Annotated in this window: 19 protein-coding genes; 6 read left to right on the plus strand and 13 right to left on the minus strand. The window is 55.1% G+C overall.

Going from position 1 to position 17,353, the window contains the following annotated elements; all coding sequences use genetic code 11:
- Positions 1–43 precede the first annotated feature (43 nt).
- From LPB67_RS12220 to LPB67_RS12230, 3 genes are all read right to left on the minus strand, one after another.
- Positions 44–1,180, minus strand: coding sequence for a PhoH family protein (locus tag LPB67_RS12220; RefSeq protein ID WP_262837537.1), 1,137 nt, complete (start codon positions 1,178–1,180; stop codon positions 44–46).
- Positions 1,180–2,520, minus strand: coding sequence for a tRNA (N6-isopentenyl adenosine(37)-C2)-methylthiotransferase MiaB (gene miaB / locus LPB67_RS12225; RefSeq protein WP_262837538.1), 1,341 nt, complete (start codon positions 2,518–2,520; stop codon positions 1,180–1,182). The genes LPB67_RS12220 and miaB overlap by 1 nt, the downstream gene beginning before the upstream one ends.
- Before the next feature lie 87 nt (positions 2,521–2,607).
- Positions 2,608–2,961: a hypothetical protein gene (locus LPB67_RS12230; RefSeq protein ID WP_262837539.1), complete on the minus strand. Its 354-nt coding sequence runs from the start codon at positions 2,959–2,961 to the stop codon at positions 2,608–2,610.
- Between the two features lie 161 nt (positions 2,962–3,122).
- On the opposite strand from LPB67_RS12230, the gene LPB67_RS12235 reads away from it, so the two are divergent.
- Together LPB67_RS12235 and LPB67_RS12240 are read left to right on the plus strand one after the other, a co-directional pair.
- Complete coding sequence (locus LPB67_RS12235; protein ID WP_262837540.1) at positions 3,123–3,629, plus strand: flavin reductase family protein; 507 nt, start codon at positions 3,123–3,125, stop codon at positions 3,627–3,629.
- A gap of 13 nt (positions 3,630–3,642) precedes the next feature.
- Positions 3,643–3,903 (plus strand): SemiSWEET transporter, encoded by a 261-nt coding sequence (locus LPB67_RS12240; protein WP_262837541.1) that lies wholly within the window; start codon positions 3,643–3,645, stop codon positions 3,901–3,903.
- Positions 3,904–3,936: 33 nt separating this feature from the next.
- On the opposite strand, the gene LPB67_RS12245 is transcribed toward LPB67_RS12240, so the two are convergent.
- From LPB67_RS12245 to LPB67_RS12285, 9 genes are all read right to left on the minus strand, one after another.
- Positions 3,937–5,004: an L-threonylcarbamoyladenylate synthase gene (locus LPB67_RS12245; protein WP_262837542.1), complete on the minus strand. Its 1,068-nt coding sequence runs from the start codon at positions 5,002–5,004 to the stop codon at positions 3,937–3,939.
- A gap of 44 nt (positions 5,005–5,048) precedes the next feature.
- Positions 5,049–6,254, minus strand: coding sequence for a 5-(carboxyamino)imidazole ribonucleotide synthase (locus tag LPB67_RS12250; protein ID WP_262837543.1), 1,206 nt, complete (start codon positions 6,252–6,254; stop codon positions 5,049–5,051).
- A gap of 228 nt (positions 6,255–6,482) precedes the next feature.
- The gene (gene purE, locus LPB67_RS12255) at positions 6,483–7,007 is read right to left on the minus strand and encodes a 5-(carboxyamino)imidazole ribonucleotide mutase (RefSeq protein ID WP_262837544.1); all 525 of its coding nucleotides are present in this window, start codon (positions 7,005–7,007) and stop codon (positions 6,483–6,485) included.
- A 2-nt stretch (positions 7,008–7,009) separates the two neighbouring features.
- A complete protein-coding gene (locus LPB67_RS12260) occupies positions 7,010–7,906 on the minus strand; it encodes a phosphoribosylaminoimidazolesuccinocarboxamide synthase (protein ID WP_262837545.1) in 897 nt (298 codons plus the stop codon).
- A gap of 247 nt (positions 7,907–8,153) precedes the next feature.
- Positions 8,154–9,218, minus strand: a complete 1,065-nt coding sequence (gene fba, locus LPB67_RS12265) for a class II fructose-bisphosphate aldolase (RefSeq protein WP_262837546.1) — start codon at positions 9,216–9,218, stop codon at positions 8,154–8,156.
- Between the two features lie 51 nt (positions 9,219–9,269).
- Positions 9,270–10,703, minus strand: coding sequence for a pyruvate kinase (gene pyk, locus LPB67_RS12270; protein WP_262837547.1), 1,434 nt, complete (start codon positions 10,701–10,703; stop codon positions 9,270–9,272).
- A 47-nt stretch (positions 10,704–10,750) separates the two neighbouring features.
- Complete coding sequence (locus LPB67_RS12275) at positions 10,751–11,944, minus strand: phosphoglycerate kinase (RefSeq protein WP_262837548.1); 1,194 nt, start codon at positions 11,942–11,944, stop codon at positions 10,751–10,753.
- A gap of 111 nt (positions 11,945–12,055) precedes the next feature.
- Entirely contained in the window at positions 12,056–12,379 is a 324-nt protein-coding gene (locus tag LPB67_RS12280) for an AzlD domain-containing protein (protein WP_262837549.1), read from the minus strand.
- On the minus strand, positions 12,372–13,121 hold the full coding sequence (locus LPB67_RS12285) for an AzlC family ABC transporter permease (protein ID WP_262837550.1): 750 nt from the start codon (positions 13,119–13,121) through the stop codon (positions 12,372–12,374). The genes LPB67_RS12280 and LPB67_RS12285 overlap by 8 nt, the downstream gene beginning before the upstream one ends.
- Before the next feature lie 141 nt (positions 13,122–13,262).
- Here LPB67_RS12285 and LPB67_RS12290 point away from each other — a divergent pair, with 141 nt between their 5' ends.
- The 4 genes from LPB67_RS12290 (at position 13,263) to LPB67_RS12305 (ending at position 15,705) form a co-directional block, all read left to right on the plus strand.
- Positions 13,263–13,466, plus strand: a complete 204-nt coding sequence (locus LPB67_RS12290; protein WP_262837551.1) for a zinc-finger domain-containing protein — start codon at positions 13,263–13,265, stop codon at positions 13,464–13,466.
- 184 nt (positions 13,467–13,650) lie between these two features.
- Positions 13,651–14,082 carry a YybH family protein gene (locus LPB67_RS12295; protein WP_262837552.1) on the plus strand — a complete coding sequence of 144 codons (432 nt, stop codon included), beginning with the start codon at positions 13,651–13,653 and terminating at the stop codon, positions 14,080–14,082.
- A 12-nt stretch (positions 14,083–14,094) separates the two neighbouring features.
- Positions 14,095–15,051 (plus strand): YheT family hydrolase, encoded by a 957-nt coding sequence (locus LPB67_RS12300; RefSeq protein ID WP_262837553.1) that lies wholly within the window; start codon positions 14,095–14,097, stop codon positions 15,049–15,051.
- Between the two features lie 33 nt (positions 15,052–15,084).
- Positions 15,085–15,705, plus strand: coding sequence for a DUF2946 family protein (locus LPB67_RS12305; protein WP_262837554.1), 621 nt, complete (start codon positions 15,085–15,087; stop codon positions 15,703–15,705).
- Between the two features lie 63 nt (positions 15,706–15,768).
- Here the strand turns inward: LPB67_RS12305 and LPB67_RS12310 are convergent, their stop codons facing one another.
- The gene (locus LPB67_RS12310; protein ID WP_262837555.1) at positions 15,769–17,274 is read right to left on the minus strand and encodes a M48 family metalloprotease; all 1,506 of its coding nucleotides are present in this window, start codon (positions 17,272–17,274) and stop codon (positions 15,769–15,771) included.
- Between the last annotated feature and the right edge of the window lie 79 nt (positions 17,275–17,353).

Genomic DNA, 17,353 nt, shown 5'->3' on the forward strand with positions numbered 1-17,353 from the left:
AGTAAAAAAAACGCCGCCGGGCATTTTTCGTCAGTCCCGGCGATTATTTTCTGCGGCTATGGTGAGCCGAGGCCAGTGGCGTCGGATGTTTCAGATTTCCCAGATCGGCAGTATGTGCGCTAGCAGTTTCATAGGCATCGACAATCCGGCCGACCAAGGGATGGCGTACTACATCGGCGCTGGTGAAACGATTGAATGCAATGCCGCGCACCTCACTCAATACCTGGCAGGCATCGACCAGGCCGCTGCGTTGTCCGCGCTGCAAATCGATCTGCGTGACATCGCCGGTGATCACGGCTTTGCTGCCGAAGCCGATCCGGGTCAGGAACATCTTCATCTGTTCCGGCGTGGTATTTTGCGCTTCATCCAGAATGATGAAAGCATGATTCAGCGTGCGGCCCCGCATATACGCGAGCGGCGCAATTTCTATCGCCTGTTTTTCAAACATTTTTTGGGTCCGATCGAAGCCCAGCAAGTCATACAAGGCATCGTATAAAGGACGCAGGTAGGGATCGACTTTTTGCGCCAGATCGCCCGGCAAGAAACCCAGACGCTCGCCGGCTTCTACCGCCGGACGGGTCAGGATGATGCGCTTGACTGCATCGCGCTCCAAAGCATCGACCGCGCAGGCCACCGCGAGATAAGTCTTACCGGTACCTGCAGGGCCGATACCGAAGGTGATGTCATGCTCGACAATCGCTTTCAGGTATAAATTCTGATGCGGCGTACGTCCGCGCAAATCGCTGCGACGGGTTTTGAGTATGGGGCTCTCGACATCCTCCGGCTCTTCTGCCTCTTCGGGCAGCTCTAATACTTCAGCCACCTTAACCAGCTTACGCGGCTTTTTTGCCTGATCTGTTGCGCTCGCCGGATCGCCGCCGACATCGGCAAGGGCCTTGGCAATAGCGTTGGCGCGTTGTTCTACCAGCGCTAACTGCACTTCATCGATCGAGATGATTTTTTTCGCCCTGACATAAAAATGTTCGAGCATCTCCAGCGCGCTTTGCGCATTGCTGCCGCTGACGATAAATTTGTCGCCGCGCCGGAAAATACTGACATCCAGAGCCGCCGAAATCTGGCGCAGGTTTTCATCCAGAGGCCCGCACAAATGGGCGAGCCTGGTGTTATCCATCGGTTGCGGGATAAAGTGCAAAACAGGCACTGGCGTTTTTGGTTTCATTAATTTTCTATCGGTTCGGCAACAAGTTCGCCACGCAGCGAGTAATTGTAAGACTCGGTAATCCTGGTGTTGACCAATTGGCCGATCAGGCTGGCAGGGCCGGCGAAGTTGACCACCCGGTTATTCTCGGAACGGCCTTGCAACTCGTTGACATCCTTGACCGACGGGCCTTCCACCAGAATGCGCTGTAGCGTGCCTATCATGGCATTGCTGTATTTCTTGGTATTGCTATCGATCACGGCTTGCAGTTGTTGCAGGCGTTTCAGCTTGAGTTCATACGGCGTATCGTCAGCCAGATTGGCGGCTGGCGTACCGGGGCGCTTACTGAAAATAAAGCTGAAGCTATTGTCAAAACCGATGTCGTCGATCAGCTTCATCAAGGCATCGAAATCTTCCTGGGTCTCGCCCGGGAAGCCGACGATAAAGTCCGATGAAATCGAAATATCGGGACGCACCGCACGCAGGCGGCGCAACACCGATTTGTATTCAATCGCGGTATAGCCGCGCTTCATGGCGGACAAGATACGATCCGAGCCATGCTGCGCCGGCAAGAATACATGGTTCGCAATCTTCGGGATCCTGGCAAATGCATCGATCAGACGCTGATTGAATTCCTTGGGATGACTGGTCACGAAACGGATGCGCTCGATCTGCGGGAACTCGGCGATGTATTCCAGCAGCAACGCGAAATCGGCAATTTCGCCGTCTTCCATGCTGCCGCGATAGGCGTTTACATTCTGGCCCAACAGGGAAATTTCCTTGACGCCCTGCGCGGCCAGGCCGGCGACTTCCGCCAGCACGTCGTTGAACGGACGCGAGACTTCTTCACCGCGGGTATACGGCACCACGCAATAACTGCAATACTTGCTGCAACCTTCCATGATCGACACAAAGGCCGTCGCGCCCTCGACCTTGGCCGGTGGCAAATGATCGAATTTTTCTATCTCGGGGAAACTGATATCGACCTGCGAACGACCGCTGGTGCGGCGATCGTTTAATAATTGCGGCAAGCGGTGCAAGGTCTGCGGACCGAACACCACATCGACATACGGCGCACGCTTGATAATCGCCGCGCCCTCTTGCGAAGCGACGCAGCCGCCGACGCCGATGATCAGGTCCGGCTTATCGCGTTTGAGTTCGCGCAGGCGACCGAGATCCGAGAACACTTTCTCCGAAGCCTTCTCACGCACGCTACAGGTGTTGAGCAGGATGACATCGGCATCTTCTGCACTGTCGGTTTTGATCATGCCTTCGGCGGCGTGCAACACGTCATTCATCTTGTCCGAGTCATACTCGTTCATCTGACAACCGAAGGTTTTAATAAATACTTTTTTTGGCATAAAACTTAATTCTTTTTAATGTGCGCTGAGATCGGATTTTTAGCTAGGCGATGTATGTATCCACAAAAAATCTTCTTATCAAGCGCATTAATTCTGCTTAATTTGCTTGCTGATATCTTGCCTGGCTTCTTCCGTTGTCAAAATCCAGATACGCTCAATCTCGCCGTAATCGTTTGCCAGATAATTGATCGTCAGGGTGGCCGATGGCAAGGTCGCCGGCAATACCAGCAAACCCACTTCATCATAGATCCGGGTCGAAGGCTGGGTTCTGCGGATTTTGCCGTCAATCACTATATCAGGGTAAGCCGAGGCCGTTAACACGCCGCGCTTGGTTCCGGCAGGAAAAGCACGCGGATCGGCATGAGCGACGCCGACGGTCAGGCTTAAACCAAGCAACAGCAACAGCGCGCAGTAACGTCGCAGTACGAGCATACAAGCCATACGATTACCTCCTTCAAAATAGACAAACAAATCAACAACTTATGCAATATCTGCAAGGTCTTTTGAGGGCGCAAGTTTAACACATGCGGGCCGAAGCGCTGAACGGACTCACGTTAGGCCGACTTATTTGGCATAATGCCCCAAATAATTGTGGAATCCTGATGCACACTCGCTCTCCCCGCGCCGCTACGCGCGCATTCGATACCCGCCATTTTCGTCAAGCTTTGTCGCAGTTTGCGACCGGCGTGACCGTCATTACAACGCGCCTCGGCGACGGGACTTTCCTGGGCTTGACGGCCAGTTCGTTCAATTCAGTATCGCTTGATCCGCCGCTGGTGCTGTGGAGTCTGGCGCATAGCGCGACCAGCATGCCGGTATTTAGCGGCAATTCGCATTATGTGGTGAACATCCTGTCTGCCGAACAAGCCTGGCTGGCGGAACAGTTCGCCGGCAAGAAAAAAGACCGTTTTGAAGGTGTCGAATACAGCTTGTCGCGCACCGGTCATCCGATTTTAGTTGGTGCATCGGCGTGGTTTGAGTGTCATAATCGCAGCCGCTATCCCGAAGGCGACCATGTGATCTTTGTCGGCGAAGTCGAGCATTGCGAGTTCACGCCGCAAGCGCCGCTGGTCTTCCACTCGGGTCAGTTTTTAGCGCCTTCCAAATAATTTTCTGAATCTTATGACCGCACCACTCACCGATCTCATCGGTTATCTCGCTGCCTGCATGACCACCAGCGCCTTTATCCCGCAAGCATGGCTGACCTGGCGACGCAAACGCGCTGAAGGCGTATCGCTCGGCATGTACGTGATCCTGGTCGGCGGCATTGCGATGTGGCTGGCCTACGGTTTGATGCTGCATGCACTGCCTATCATCATCGCGAATTTTATTACCCTGGTGCTGGCGATTTTTATTCTGGTGATGAAGCTGGTGTATAAATAAACTGTTTAAAAACTGCTTAAAAAAATAAACTACTTACACCGGCTTCTTCAGCAACTTCTGCAATACATCCCTGGAATCAAACGCTGCGCGGCGCAAGCGATCATTCACGCCTTGCCAGGCGTTGTCGTCGGGCAGCATTTCGACCAGGATCACATCGGCATGAGCATGATCCAGCTCGCGCAAACCCGCATACAGGTCGTGCGCATAGGCAGCCGGATCCGCTGCCAGAATTTTCAATCCCGCTAATGCCGGTACAGTTTGTGAACGATGGTCGTGGTAGCGCATCACGGCAACTTTTTTACCGGCATCCAGCAACTGCTGCACGGTGTTTTCCAAGACCGCATCGGCCACCAGCAGCACCGGTGTGTTCGGCGCGTAGTGCGCATCGAGCGTGCCGGATGCGCGCGGCGCGGCAGCGTCCGGCGCAGCGATCGGTACTCCCAAGACCGCGCTCAATTGGGCCGATGAAATATGCCCCGGCCGCAGCAATACCGGACCGTGGGTCGCCAGCCGCGTCAGGTCGACGATGGTCGATTCTATCCCGACCTCGCTCTGCCCGCCGTCGAGTACCGAGGCAATCATGCCGTTCGCGATTTCAGCCGGAAATTCATCGTGCACATGCTGCGCCATGGTCGGGCTGACGTGGCCGAATTTATTCGCAGATGGCGCAGCGACGCCGCCTTTGCCTTGTTTAAAAGCACGCAATACAGCCTGCGCTACCGGATGCGAGGGACAACGCACCCCGATCGAATCCTGCCCACCGGAAACGGCGTCAGGAATATGCGCGGCACGCTGCAAGATCAAGGTCAGCGGCCCGGGCCAGAAGGCGGCAATCAGTTGATGCGCTTCTGCCGGAATATCTTTGGCCCAATAGCCGATGTCCGCTTCCGGCGCCAGATGCACGATGACGGGATGGTTCGCCGGACGTCCTTTAGCCGCATAGATCGCTGCGACCGCCGCCGGATTTTCAGCGTCGGCACCCAGTCCATACACGGTCTCGGTAGGGAATGCGACCAGTTGTCCGGCCGCGAGTTGCTGCGCGGCGAGGGTAACCGGCTGCGCGATTGATTGGGATAATTCCGGACTTCCGTTGTTACTCATGCGTGGTGATTCATATCGGTTGAATGTTTCAATATCGGCGCTGCTCAGACAGCAATCCCAAGGATCGCGCAAGCCTGTGCCAGCGTCGCTTGTGCTGCATCCAGTGTTTCGGCAACAAAGGTAATATGGCCCATTTTGCGGGCAGGCCGTGCTTCTGCCTTGCCGTATAAATGCAGGTGCGCGCCCGGCAGGGCCAGCACCTGATCCCAGGCCGGTTCACGCGGTGTGCTGGCATCGCCTGCAAACCAGATATCGCCGAGTATATTCAGCATCACGGCGGGCGAATGCTGGCGCACTTCGCCCAGAGGCAATTGCGCGAGGGCGCGGACTTGTTGCTCGAACTGGCTGGTGATGCAGGCATCGATGGTGTAATGGCCGCTGTTGTGCGGACGCGGCGCCATTTCATTCACGACCAGCGAGCCGTCTTGCAGCACGAAAAATTCTATGCACAGCACGCCGACGTAACCGAGTTCCGCGATGATGTCGAGCGCTGCCTGTTGCGCGGCATGGGCAACGCCATCGCTGAGATTCGGACTCGGCACCGTGGTGGTAAACAAGATGCCGTCGCGGTGGACGTTTTCTGCAATCGGATACACCACGGCCTGGCCATCGACACCGCGCGCCACCAGTACGGAAACTTCATACGCTAGGGGCAGCATTTTTTCCAGCACGCAGACCTGACCGTTCATGCCCGCGAAAGCGCTCGCCAGTTCGTCGCGCGTGCGCACCCGTACCTGGCCTTTGCCGTCGTAGCCCATGCGTACTGTTTTTAAAATGCCGGGGAATAGATTTTCGCTGGCACTGGCAACCTCAGCCGGACCGGCGATCCTGCAATGCGGCGCCGGGAACACGCCGGTATGCGCAGCGCAACGGGTGAAAAATTCTTTCTCCTGCAAGCGGTCCTGCGCAACCGAGACGCACCCGCCGGCCGGAGCAACGAAGCCATGTTGCGCCAGCATCGTCAGACTATCTGCCGGAACATTCTCAAATTCTGTGGTCACGGCGCGACTGAGTTTGCTCAAGGCGACCAATGCATCCTGGTTGTCGTAAGCGGCTTGCAGATGATGCTCGGCGACCTGGCCGGCCGGACATCCGGCCTCAGGCTCCAGCACGGCCACCTGATAACCCAGGGACTGCGCGGCATGCGCGAACATGCGCCCGAGCTGACCGCCGCCTAAAATGCCCAGGCAACTTTGATCGGTGTTCGGCAGCAACGGCTGACGCGGGTGTGGTTGGGTATCGATAGTCATGATGTCAAACTGAAAGCGGCGCGCCCCTTGTACGGGCAAATAATCGCGCCGGATATTACGGGAGAAAACAGATACTCCCCATAAAATTGATAAAAACTGGCTTAATCCGCATTACTCTATTGCCGTATTTAAAAATACTCACTAGGAGTATCTTTATCAACGCTATTCGTCGGCAGGACAGTGCGAGCACAATGCTGACGCATCAGGCAATGTGTGCAGCCACGCCAATTACACCGGCAATACCATGTCGCGTGCGACTTGCGTTTGCCTGAGGCGGAAGTCGATCAGCTTTTGCGCCAAGGTCTCATCGGTGGTCGCCAGCATCGCAATCGCCGCCAGGGCGGCGTTCGCGGCACCGGCTTCACCGATCGCAAAAGTCGCCACCGGAATCCCTTTAGGCATCTGCACTATCGACAGCAAAGAATCTTCGCCGCGCAAATACTTCGACGGCACCGGCACGCCCAATACGGGCACAATGGTTTTGGCGGCGAGCATGCCGGGCAAATGCGCGGCACCGCCGGCACCGGCGATGATCGCACATACCCCACGTGCACGCGCGGTTTCGGCATAACGGAACATCTCGTCCGGCATGCGGTGCGCGGATACCACTTGCGCTTCAAAAGCGATGCCGAATTCTTTCAGCACCGCAACCGCATGTTGCATCACCTCCCAATCGGAAGAAGAACCCATGACGACACCGACCAACGCTGGAACAACTGCGGGAAGGACTGCGGCTTGATTTGCTTGCGTCATGATCAGGCCTTCAAGCTCTCACCGGTCAGGCGCTCCAGCGCTTCGCGGTATTTGGCAGCGGTTTTTTGCACAACGTCGTCAGGCAGATTTGGGGCCGGCGCGGTCTTGTTCCAACTGGTGATCGTTTCCAGATAATCGCGCACGAATTGCTTGTCGAACGAGGGCGGCGAGATGCCGGTGGCGTAAGAATCCGCAGGCCAAAAACGCGAAGAATCCGCCGTCAACACTTCGTCCATCAGATGCAATACGCCGTCGTCGTCGAGGCCGAATTCAAACTTGGTATCGGCGATGATGATGCCGCGCGTGGCGGCATAATTCGCCGCTTCGGTATAGAGCTGAATACTGATGTCGCGGATCTGGGCAGCGAGTTCCTTGCCGATCAATTCTTCAGTTTTGGCATAGCTGATGTTCTCGTCATGCGCGCCCATCTCAGCCTTGGCTGCCGGCGTGAAGATCGGTGCGGGCAACTTCGCCGCCTGCGGCAAACCCGCAGGCAAAGTAATGCCGCAAATCGCCCCGCTGTCCTGATAATCTTTCCAGCCCGAGCCGATGATATAGCCGCGCACCACCGCTTCGACCATGATCGGTTTCAGGCGCTTCGCCACCACCGCACGGCCACGCACCTGCTCAACTTCATCGGCGGCAACCACGGATTCCGGGGCGATGCCGGTCAGATGATTCGGCACGATATGACCGAGTTTTTCAAACCAGAAATTCGCCATCTGATTCAGCACCCGGCCTTTATCGGGGATCGGTTCATTCATGATCACATCGAACGCCGACAAACGATCGCTGGTAACGATCAGGAGTTTGTCTTCGCCGACGGCGTAGTTGTCACGGACTTTGCCGCGACCTAACAGCGGCAAGGAATGCAGAGTGGAATTGATTTGCGTCGTCATCATATTTACTTTTTAAAAGTACGCAGGGCGCACTGCGCGCCCCGTCTTTTTGAACTCAATAAAATCGTTGCTAATTTTGCTTAACATCACATGCCCATTAATCTTAGGCCCATCAAGTAAGCCTGAATTAATTCCCTCTCCCGCTGGCGGGAGAGGGAATGCAGCCTGGAGAACAGAATTAGTCAGATTTACTGCACATGACTTAATAACTAACTTACGTTTCCGCTGCAGTTGCTTAAGCAGCGACTTATTTCACCAACTGAGCCAGGCTACCTTTTTTGTATTGCTCCGCAACTTTTTCCAGCGGAACCGGCTTGATCTTGCCCGCCTGGCCTTCGCAACCGAAAGACAGGTAGCGCGCCTTGCAGACCAGTTTGGCGGCTTCGCGCGCAGGCTTCAGGTAATCGCGCGGATCGAACTTGCCCGGATTTTCAGCCAGGTAGCGACGGATTGCGCCGGTCATCGCCAGGCGGATATCGGTATCGATATTGATCTTGCGCACGCCATGCTTGATGCCAATCACGATTTCTTCGACCGGTACGCCATAGGTTTCTTTCATGTCGCCGCCGAATTGACGAATTTCTTCGAGCAATTCTTGCGGTACCGAAGAAGAACCGTGCATCACCAGATGCGTGTTGGGAATCCTTGCGTGGATTTCCTTGATGCGGTCTATCGCCAGGATATCGCCGGTAGGCTTGCGTGAAAACTTGTAGGCGCCGTGCGAGGTGCCGATCGCAATCGCCAGCGCGTCGCACTGGGTCAGCTTGACGAAATCGGCAGCCTGATCGACGTCGGTCAGCAATTGCTCGCGGGTCATCTTGCCGTCGGCGCCGTGGCCATCTTCCTTGTCGCCCATCATGGTTTCCAGCGAACCGAGCACGCCGAGTTCGGCTTCCACCGTCACGCCGATAGAGTGTGCGAACTTCACCACTTCGCGCGAGACTTCCACGTTGTACTCATAGCTGGCGACGCTCTTGCCGTCTTCCATCAGCGAGCCGTCCATCATCACCGAAGTGAAGCCGGATTTGATCGCCGCCATGCAAACTGCCGGCGACTGGCCGTGATCCTGGTGCATCACGACCGGGATGTGCGGATAGGCTTCAACCGCGGCTTCGATCAGGTGGCGCAGGAAAGCTTCACCTGCGTATTTGCGGGCACCGGCCGAGGCCTGCATGATGACCGGCGCGCCGACTTCATCGGCGGCTTGCATGATGGCGGTGACCTGCTCCAGGTTGTTGACGTTGAAGGCTGGCAAACCGTAGCCGTTTTCGGCGGCGTGGTCCAGCAATTGACGCATGGATACGAGAGGCATAATAAAACTCCAGAAGTACGATTAAAAATCTTTGCCGCTAATTGTCATCATCTAGTTGCCACCGATTTTGACGATCTTCAGCGCGTTAGTGCCGCCTATCTGCCCCATAGGTTCGCCCCAGGTAACGACGATCATATCGCCTTTACTGACAACACCGTTTTCAAGCAGGATATTCTCTGCCGATTTGAGCACAAGCTCACGATCATTAGAATGCGGCAAAGTATACGTTTGTACATTGCGATACAGAGCTACTTTGCGTTGCGTCGCAATGCTAGGCGTCAGCGCAAATAAAGGAATATCGATATTGTGACGGCTCATCCATAAAGCGGTAGAGCCGGATTCGGTCAATGCCACAATCGCTTTCACCCGTAAATGGTAAGCCGTGAACAGGGCGCCATAGGCGATCGACTGGTCGATGCGGGTGAAGGTTTGGTTCAGGAAATCCGCATCGAGCTTGCACTCCTGGAATTTCTCCGCTTCCACGCAAATCGCCGCCATCGCCTCGACCGTTTCGACCGGGTATTTACCGGATGCGGTTTCGGCGGATGTCATGACGGCATCGGTGCCGTCGAGCACCGCATTGGCAACGTCGGATACTTCGGCGCGGGTCGGTACTGCATTGACGATCATCGACTCCATCATCTGGGTCGCGGTGATCGCCAGCTTGTTGGAAGCGCGCGCCATTTTGATCATGCGTTTTTGTAAGGCGGGCACCGCCGCATTGCCGACCTCTACGGCCAGATCGCCGCGTGCCACCATGATGCCGTCCGACGCATCGAGGATTTCCTGTAGCAGCGGAATCGCTTCAGCGCGCTCGATCTTGGCGATCATCATCGGCTTGTGAGCGTAGGCTTCGCCCGCGATATTCGCCAGCTGACGCGCCATTTCCATGTCGGTCGCATTTTTCGGGAAAGACACGGCCACATAATCGGCCTGGAACGACATCGCGGTCTTGATGTCTTCCATATCCTTGGCTGTCAGGGCTGGTGCAGTTAAGCCGCCGCCTTGACGGTTGATGCCCTTGTTATTCGACAGCTCACCACCGATTTTGGTGATGGTATGAATTTCATTGCCGATGATTTTTTCAACGACCAGGACGATCAGGCCGTCATTCAGCAACAGCACATCGCCAGGCTTGACGTCGCGCGGCAAGGCTTTGTAATCGAGGCCGACGCGTTCCTGGTTGCCGAGCGTGCAGTCGGCATCGAGAATGAATTTGTCGCCGTTGGCGATCTCGATTTTGCCGTTTTCAAACTTACCGATACGGATTTTCGGGCCTTGCAGATCGGCCATGATCGCGATCTCGCGACCGCATTCCGCTGCGGCCTGACGGACCAGCGTGGCGCGATCGATATGATCCTGCGCCTTGCCATGCGAAAAATTCAAACGGACAACGTTGACGCCTGCCTGCAGCATGCGTTTTAGAATCGCTAACTCAGTAGAAGCTGGGCCTATCGTTGCAACAATTTTGGTTCCGCGTGACATCTGGTCTCCTGATATTTTTTATATTAATAACTGCTAGAACTGCTTTTTTACTGCGCTGCACGTTGCAACAGGATCTCTACCGCTGGCAATGTCTTACCTTCCAAAAACTCCAGGAAAGCGCCGCCGCCTGTCGAGATGTAGCCGACTTTATCGGTGATGTGGTACTTGGCAATTGCCGCCAGGGTATCGCCGCCGCCGGCAATCGAGAAGCCCCTGGACTCCGCAATCGCATGCGCCAATACCTTGGTACCGTGACCGAACTGATCGAATTCGAATACGCCGACCGGACCGTTCCAGACGATGGTGCCGGCTTGTTTGATTTGTTCCGCCAGGGTCGCTGCGGTGACCGGACCGATATCGAGGATCATGTCGTCGGCTTCGACGTCAGCGACGGCTTTGACAGTGGCCACGGCGGTGGGAGAAAATTCTTTGGCACAGACCACGTCCGTCGGGATAGGCACCGATGCGCCGCGCCTGGCCATCATGTCAATAATCGCTTTCGCCTCATCGACCAGATCGGCCTCTGCCAGCGATTTACCGATCTTCAGACCGGCGGCCAGCATGAAGGTATTCGCGATACCGCCGCCGACGATCAGTTGGTCGACTTTGTCGGCCAGGGATTTGAGGATGGTCAGTTTGCTCGACACCTTGGAACCGGCGACGATCGCCACCAAAGGACGGGCCGGTTGACCAAGCGCCTTGCCAAGCGCATCCAGCTCGGCGGACAGCAAAGGACCGGCACAAGCGACTTTCGCATATTTGGCGATGCCGTGGGTAGTGGCTTCGGCACGGTGCGCGGTACCAAAAGCGTCGTTCACATAGACGTCGCACAGGGCTGCCATTTTTTGCGCCAGGACGTCGTCGTTCTTTTTCTCGCCTTTGTTGACGCGGCAGTTTTCCAGCAAGACGACCTGGCCGGCAACAACATCGACGCCAGCCAGCCAATTTTGTTTCAGCTCCACTGGCATGCCCAGCAACTCGGACAAACGTACTGCCACCGGTGCCAGGCTATCCGCAGGTTTGAACTCGCCTTCGGTAGGACGCCCCAGATGCGAAGTCACCATCACGGCGGCGCCTGCTTTTAATGCCTGCAAAATCGCCGGGACTGAGGCGCGGATGCGGGTATCTTCGGTGATGTTGCCGCTATCGTCCTGCGGCACGTTCAAATCTGCACGGATAAATACGCGCTTGCCCTGGAGTTGGTTGGCGGCGATCAGGTCGCTGAGTCGATTAAATTGCATGGAGGTGGCGAATGAATGAGGTGGGAGAAAAAGCTAAGTCCCGTATTCTACCAAACACCCGTCCCGGACTACACCGTTTTTAGCAGGTTTTGCTTGAAATAGATGTGCATTTTACAATCCCAGGCGAATGTAGGTATATACCGCCATGCCAAAGAAAATAGTCAGCAACATATTCCGCTTGACCAGAAAAAACGCAGTCGCCGCCAGGCCTGCCAGCAATTTGGGATTCTCGATGCTGAACGCAATATGGCCGTTATTCATCAGCAAGTCCGGCACGATAATCGCTGCCAGGGCGCAGGCAGGTGCGTAGCGCAGTGCTTCCTGCACCCTTTTTGGCAAATTTATATGGTGCCCCACCAGCCAGAATGAACTTCTGGCAATGAAGGTCGCGACTGCCAGCAAGACGATCACCAGCCATATTTCTGCGTCACTCATGTGCGTCTCCGTTATCCTGTGTGCCGGCATCCTGCTTCCTGGACGCCCTGGCTTCCAGCCATTCTTCGGATGCCATCGCCGCCCCCATGCCAAGCACGACCGCCACCAGCAAGCCTAGCTTATAAGGGAAATTCACCAGCAACAGCGCCACCACGCCCGCCACTGCGACGCCGGCCATCGCCGCCTTATTCATCACCAGCGGCAGCATGATGCATAAAATAGCCAGAGTCCCGGCAAAACCCAGCCCCCAACTCATCGGCACCTGGCTGCCAAGCAAAATGCCCACCACGGAACCAATTTGCCAGGACGCCCAGTTCGGGATGATCAAACCTTTGAGGTAAGGCAATTTACCTTTTTCATGACCAAAACCGGGAAAACGCTGTATGAACAAGGCCACCGAAATATCGCCGGAAAAATAACCGAGGTAGGCCCGCGTACGCCACGGCAAATGCGCGAAGTGCGGCGCCAGAATTGCGGAAAAAATCACAAAACGCAAATTCACCACCAGAGCAGTGGCAAAAATCACCCAGGCCGGCGCATGTGCCACAATCAGCGGCAACGAGGCCAATTGCGCCGAACCGGCAAACACCAGGAAAGTCATGCCCAGCGCCTGTGGCACGGTAAGGCCCGCCTTGATCATGGCAACTCCCACCACCAGTCCCCAGGCGCCTATGCCAAACAGACTGGGGATGCCTACTGTAAATCCCTCTCGGAAAGCGGCCTTATCGGACTCGAAACTCATGAATAGCTTTGGAAATGCAGGAAAGTTGCCCATTTTACCGATGAAAGTGAATCGCTGCTGCCGCACGCCCTGCGCAATCCGTTAAAATCACGCTAAACCAAGATACTTCAAGCTACCCAAAAGAGATAACCGGAGAAATTCATGTCAGCTACCAGCACCTCAAACAACAACCTCGTCGAACTGCAGGCCAAGGATTTGCCAGCATATTGTCCGAATCCCGCAATGCCGCTGTGGTCTTCGCATCCGCGCGTGTACCTCGATCTGTCGCACGGCGGTTCAGCGACCTGCTCGTATTGCGGCACCCAATACAAGCTGGCGCCGGGCGCGGTCATCAAGGGACACTGAAGTAATTCACACAGGTTTCCGCATTAGGCGATATCCGTTTTATATGGGAGTATAGGCAGTTAAGATCGAATTTACCTTATGCAACTTGCGGCATCAGGTGAATTTACCAACTACTCCCACCCAGTATCATTAATATTCGCGACCCAATCAGTTTCAACGGCACACAGCCCGGAAGACATCCATCATGGCAGCAAAAACGCAGCTCAACGGCAGCGCCGACGAAGTAGAAAGCGCCTTTTACGACGCCATCAGTCGTGCCGACCTCGATGCTTTGATGGCGCTGTGGGCCGAGGACGAAGAGGTTGTCTGCATCCATCCCGGCTCAACCAGACAGATCGGCCATGCTGCGATCCGCCGTTCCTGGGAAGCGATTTTCGAGCGCGGCAGCGTGCATATCCAGCCGGTGCAATTGCATGCGACACATAATCTGATGACAGCGGTACACAGCATCATCGAGGAAGTCCATCGCACCAACGATGGCGCGCAAGAAGTCCATATCCTGGCGACCAATATTTATGTCAAAACACCGCATGGCTGGCGCATCGCCATGCACCATGCGTCTGTGGCAGCGGGCAAACCACCGATTGATTCATTTAAAGCAAGCGTATTGCACTGATCGTTTTTATTTATGCACTACATCGCACCACGATGGCTGCCTTCCGGCCATCTGCAAACCATCTACCCCGCGCTGTATATCAGCAAACCTGAAGTCGCATTCCGGCGCGAACGCTGGGATACGCCGGATGGCGATTTTATCGATGTCGATTTCGTCGATGGCGCCATCGATCAACCCTTTGTCGTGATGTTTCATGGATTAGAAGGATCCAGCGACAGTCACTATGCACGAGCCCTGATGGCATTGCTACAGGAACAAGGCTGGTCCGGCGCGGTGCCGCATTTTCGCGGCTGCTCGGGCGAACTGAATCAGGCGCCGCGTTTTTATCATTCAGGCGATGCGCAAGAAATTGCCTGGGTTGTGCAAAAACTGCATCAGCAATTCCGCGCTCGCCAGGGCAGCGGCAAATTTTATGCTTCCGGCGTCTCGCTCGGCGGTAATGCCCTGCTACGCTGGCTAGGCGAATCGCCGCAGCAGGCCAGCATCGTAGACGCAGCATGCGCAATCTCGGCACCGCTCGATCTGGCGCAAGGCGGCGCGTCGCTATCGAGCGGCTTCAACATGGTGTATACCAAAATGTTTCTAAAAACCTTGAAGCCCAAGTGCCTGCAAAAACTGCATCAGTTTCCGGGTTTGTTTAATCGCGATGCCATGCTGAACGCAAAAAATCTCTATGAATTCGACAATGTCGTGACGGCACCTTTACATGGTTATCTCGATACCGAGGATTATTGGAACCGCGCCAGCGCCAAGCATGTACTTGAAGATATCCGTGTACCGACCCTGGTGATGAATGCACAAAATGATCCTTTTTTGCCGGGGCAACATTTACCCCGCAAAGCATCGAAGCATGTCACACTCGATTATCCGAAACACGGCGGTCACGTTGGCTTTGCGGTTGGCAGCTTGCCGGGCAGCATTCGTTGGCTGCCGCAAAAAATCTTGCATTTCTTTGAACAAGATCGATAAGGCTCATAACGAAGCTAATGAGGAAAGTGCCGCATGGATGAGATCGTCAAAGCCGCTATCGCCAAATGGCCGAATGTACCGCATTGCTATGGCTGGCTGGGGCTCGATGCGCGCGGCCACTGGCGCATGCGCGATGAGCGCATTCAGGCGCTCGGGCAGCCGGGCGAGAAGATCACCAATCCGGCTTTACTGGGCTTTATCAACCGCAATTATCAATGCGACGATGAAGGACGCTGGTATTTTCAAAACGGCCCGCAACGCGTGTATATCGAACTGGAAGTCACGCCGTATATCGCCCGCGTCACACCGCAAGGTCTGGTGGTGCAATCAGGCGCAGTGCTGACCGATTTGCAGCATGTTTATCTGAGCCAACACGGTGCATTGTTGTTTGAAAACGCGGACATATTGGCGCAACTGGATGACAGGGATATGGCAATTTGCCTGGAGTGGATGCAACTGGATGACCGGCTCGTCAGCGATGACGCACTACTTGCCTGGCTGGATCATTCCACAGAAAAAACAACGTCATTATATTTACATCCGCCGGCCCAGGCTGCCGTGCCGATACAGAAATCTGAAGCAGCCGATTTGATGAAAAAGCGCGCTTATATTGCATCGCCGGCACAGGCTGAGGTCAGCGCAAAAACCGTGTGATTCCGGCGACCGCACAATCCACCCAAGCGATCTGCGCGCCAGAATTAATGAGAGACCGCAGCCTTATTTGCGATTTTTCTCATCCTTCAGTTCTTCCTTATGCTTTTCTTTCCATTCCCGCTCTTTCGCATCAATCACGGCCTGCTCGTAATACTGCGCATCCGGCGCACGACGAGCGATATCGAGTTGCTGCAAAGCAGCCGGCAACGCGCCATTCAGCGCATACGCCTCTGCCAGCGCAATATGCTGCAATGCCTGCTTGCCTTGCAGTTCATAAACCTTGCCTAACTGATTTTGCAGCTTGGGCTCCTGCCGGTAAAGCTGTACCTGATCGCGTAAAAAGCGCGCTGCATCCTCATTACGCTGCGCGGCCAATAAGGCATCCACATATTGATACACAATGCCGCGCGACAATGGCAATTGCTGCATGGTCTGCTCTGCCAACTTCACCGCCGCATCATATTGCCTGCTCGCCAGCTTGATATCGATATCGAGACTGGCAAACATACTGGTCGTTTTTAGCGCGGTTTTTTGTTTCGCAGAAGACGCAACCTGCTTGACGACTTTATCGAGCAATTCTTGCGCCTTCCCATACTCTTTTTGCTTGTAGGCCAAAAACGCCTGTCCATAACGCGCAGCCAGCTTGCCATCTTCCTGATCGGTCTTCAACTGCGTATCGAAGAAAGTTGCGGCATCCATATAACCTTGCGGCGTATCGGTCTGCAGCACGCGCACCCGCGCTTTGGCCAATGAGAACTCCAGGCTATCTACATGCTGTTTATAACGCTGATCTATCATGCGCGCCTGAATGTCCGCCATCCTCTCGCTGGTCAAAGGGTGGCTACGCAAATAAGCGGGCGCAGTGTCATTGTAATTACGCGTCGCAACTTGCAGGCGACCGAAGAAAGACACCATGCCGGCCGTATCAAATCCCGCATCCCGCAAGATCTGGAAACCGACACGATCCGCTTCGCGCTCCGCCTCACGGCTAAAATTCAATTGCCGCTGTATCGCCACGCCCTGCCCACCGATTGCCAAGGCCATCGCGGCATCCGGACTGGATTTTGCGGCCAATGCGGCCAGGATCATGGCCGCGATCGGGATCAGGGAATCGACCTTTTGACCGCCTATCATGCGTGCGATATGCCGCTGTGCGACGTGACCAATTTCATGCCCCATGACCGAGGCCAGTTCGGATTCCGATTGCGTCGCCAAAATCAAGCCAGAATGAAACCCGATGAATCCGCCAGGAAAGGCAAACGCATTCAAGACCGGATCACGCACTGCAAAAAATTCAAAGTTATACATCGCCTCGCCGCGCGCATCGGGACGCGTTTCCAGCATCAGATTGCCCAGTCGATTCAGGTATTCGGACACAGGCGCATCATCCATATAATCGGGATCACGCCTGACACTTTGCATGATCTGCTCACCGAGTTTGCGCTCCATCAAGGGCGATAAATCCTGCCGCTCCGTATCGCCAAGCGTGGGTAAATTCTGCGCCAGGGTAAGCGATGGTGCGATCGAAGCAGAAAAAAAACAGCTCGCAGTCAGTACCGCGAGACGCATGATTTTCAGTGGGGATGGTGGGAGATTCAGTTTCACAGTGCTATGATACTTCGCTATTCAATTTGTTCCCGGATTGTTT

Source organism: Undibacterium sp. Jales W-56 (assembly GCF_025548535.1).
In the GTDB taxonomy this organism is placed as follows: domain Bacteria; phylum Pseudomonadota; class Gammaproteobacteria; order Burkholderiales; family Burkholderiaceae_D; genus Undibacterium.